Raw genomic sequence first — 2686 nt, forward strand, 5'->3', positions numbered from 1 at the left:
AATGGTTGCCCAATCTCCCTTGCCAAACAGGTGTGGATTTACTTCATAAACACCACGGTCAGCACTTCGCAACAAACCTTCTTTGCAGAGTTTATTTAATCCATTATCAACGGACTGTTTATTTTTGAAGTTTAAAGCATTAGCGATTTTTGTTTTCACCGATGAATTGAGATTGATTAAACCTTCATAATTCACTTGTCTAAGCAGTTCGTGAAGCAACGAACTAGAACCCTTCGGTAGATTGTGTAGAACGGCTATATCGTCCAAATATAGCTTCACATAAGGCGGTTCTTGGGGGACTCTTGAAGTTATTGTTTTCGTTGTTTTGTTGATTTGTCCCGTGTTGTAGTCTATTTCGTGGTTTTCTTCTTCACGATAAACTTTCTTGGTTCTGGGCGGTGTCGTATCTTGCTGTTTTTGTTGTGTTTCCATGATTTTTCTCCTTTTGTTTGTTAAAATCATAACCCCATTATACCACACTTTCTAATTCGTCAAGTGTTTTTTTTTACTTTTTTTGAGTTATGATTTAATGCAAGCAAATATACTTCTGTTTTTCGTTGTTTTCTAACTGAGAGAGTTAGTATATTTGGGGGTGCGACAAAAAGTCCTAACTGACACAGTTAGAAATCCTAACTGACACAGTTAGAAATCCTAACTGACACAGTTAGGAGTTTTGCCTTTGATTTTGGTCGTATTTGCAGGTGTATTGCTGGATGAATGGCTTTTTTTTTCGAGAAGCTCCCCTCTCTTATTGTTAGCAAGCCTAACTGGTGGATTTTCAACCAGTAATGGGAAAGGTAGCCAGGTGGTATCCCAGGCAGGCTTTTTTGCTAACGATCCTACCGCCCTTCGGTTGGTTGCTCATTTTTCCAACGGACAAACTGCCGTCCGTCGGAAAAATCGAGCTAGTTATTGAAGTGATGGAGAATTGGTATTTTTAGGTGCTTTTTTTCTGACTTTAACCGTGTTGCTGATTATTTCTGTCTCTCTATCAAGCTTCTTCTCTGGGTCCTGCTGTTCTAGTATTTTTCTAACTAATTCTGGATTTTCGATTGCTTTGGTTATTCGTTTTAAAGCACTTGTTAGAATATCGTTTTTTTCCATTTGCTCTTTAGCTTCATTTGCAAGTGAAGCTGTGAAGTCTTTTGCTTTATCAAAAGCTTTTTCAAACTCTTTTACTTTAAACTCATAATCATCAGCAATACCATTTTTAATTATTTCCCTTATATCGTCTTCACATCTTTCAGCATATTTTTTCGCACTTTCAAACGTTTTGGGTTTAGGCATGGTAAAGCTAGATTCTATATCTGTGTCCATTTTAAAATCAGTATTTGGGTAAACTATTTCACTATTTAACAATTCCCATTGTTCTCTGTGATAGTCTTTAATTGTTTTGTGCTGTTTTTTTGAAAGCTTTTTGGAAATGCCACGATGCAAACCAAGCGATGAAAGTGCATCTGCATACTCGTCTTGCATTTCATAATGTTGAGCTAACCCGAAAACTTGGGATCTGTTCCACTTCGTCTTCATGTAGGTTGTGTTTGGTTCTCCTGCTTCCTTTTGAGCATTTGTTCTTCGATGTTTAAGCTCTACTTCAGCTATTGGTAAAACCATTGCATGAATATGTGGTGTAGTTTCATCCAGATGAAGAATAACATCGACAATGTTTTTTTCTCCAAATCTGTCTTTTAGCCAATCCATTGTTTTCTCTTTCCAAGCTTCAAGTCTTTCCGGTTCGTATTTTCCCCTACCTTCTGGATCTTCTGGGTGGTAGCCAGGTCGGAAGTATTCAGGAGAAGCACCTAAAACAATCTCTTGAGCTACGACATTGGCATTCTTTGGTAGTTTTACCCCAGCTTCACTGATTCGCTTCTGTACGGCTTCTGGGAGGGTTTCAGCGGTTTTGATAAGGTGCTGATTAAGATGGGTACGTTCGGGATCGATCCTGCTGTCAGGCTCCTTACTAGTCCTGTGGTTGTGCTCTCCTGCTGTAGACAGGTGGCTACCTCTTTTTATTCCTTCTGTTCTGAGTGTCACAAACATAAATAACCTCCATGTTATTTTTATTAAATTAAAATTCTCCATCATCAATATCTAAGATGTGCTTTTGAGCGGAAATCCTTTCCGCGAAAAAAGCTCATCAGTGCTTTTGACCTTGGCCCGCAGGGCGAGCAGGGTAACTAGAAATCCAGGAGCGGAGCGAGTGGATTTTAGTTACCTCGTGAGTGTATAGATGTAAAATGCCACATCTACAAAACACATTATACCACATAACAGATTATAACCATTCTTCGTTAATTAGATTGAAGACTGCTTGCTTAGCATGGTTTAAATCGTTCTGTTCTAGCTTCTGCCAGTCTTCAAACTCGTTGACGTTGCTTTCTCTTGCTACGGCTCCCAAACGTCTGTCATAGCGGAATCTGACCCCTTCGTGCTGCCATTCGTATACATCAGCACTACTAAACCTCAAATCCAAGTCTTTAAGCCGTTTCAGTGCCATTTAGTGTCCCTCACTAAGCTCTTCTGTTATTTCATCTTCGGTTAGTCTTCTAACTTCACCAGTGTCTGCATCCGCTATAACGGCATGATTTCGAAGACTTTTCTCTTTATCAAAATCAGTGACAATTTTTCTGTTTCCAGCTTCATCGTAATAAACAGAGAATGAAAAATTTTGTCTTCTGAGAAA

At 39.0% G+C, this 2686-nt stretch carries 4 protein-coding genes; all 4 read right to left on the reverse strand.

The features are described 5' to 3' along the window. On the reverse strand, window positions 1-432 hold a 432-nt coding region (locus FKN99_RS17660; protein ID WP_172119097.1), incomplete at its 3' end, for a helix-turn-helix domain-containing protein. A gap of 477 nt (window positions 433-909) precedes the next feature. Continuing rightward, window positions 910-2043: a MobV family relaxase gene (gene mobV, locus FKN99_RS17665; RefSeq protein ID WP_172119098.1), complete on the reverse strand. Its 1134-nt coding sequence runs from the start codon at window positions 2041-2043 to the stop codon at window positions 910-912. Window positions 2044-2278: 235 nt separating this feature from the next. Next, window positions 2279-2500 carry a hypothetical protein gene (locus FKN99_RS17670; RefSeq protein WP_172119099.1) on the reverse strand — a complete coding sequence of 74 codons (222 nt, stop codon included), beginning with the start codon at window positions 2498-2500 and terminating at the stop codon, window positions 2279-2281. Then, the coding region (locus tag FKN99_RS17675) for a hypothetical protein (protein WP_172119100.1) at window positions 2501-2686 on the reverse strand (186 nt) is incomplete at its 5' end.

It is taken from the genome of Halomonas hibernica, assembly GCF_013183775.1.
Taxonomy (GTDB): Bacteria; Pseudomonadota; Gammaproteobacteria; order Pseudomonadales; family Halomonadaceae; genus Vreelandella; species Vreelandella citrativorans.

What these genes read in the sequence shown, in the direction of transcription:
- FKN99_RS17670 (WP_172119099.1), bottom strand. Translation starts at nt 2,500, where the DNA reads ATGGCACTGAAACGGCTTAAAGACTTGGATTTGAGGTTTAGTAGTGCT.
- mobV (WP_172119098.1), bottom strand. Translation starts at nt 2,043, where the DNA reads ATGTTTGTGACACTCAGAACAGAAGGAATAAAAAGAGGTAGCCACCTG.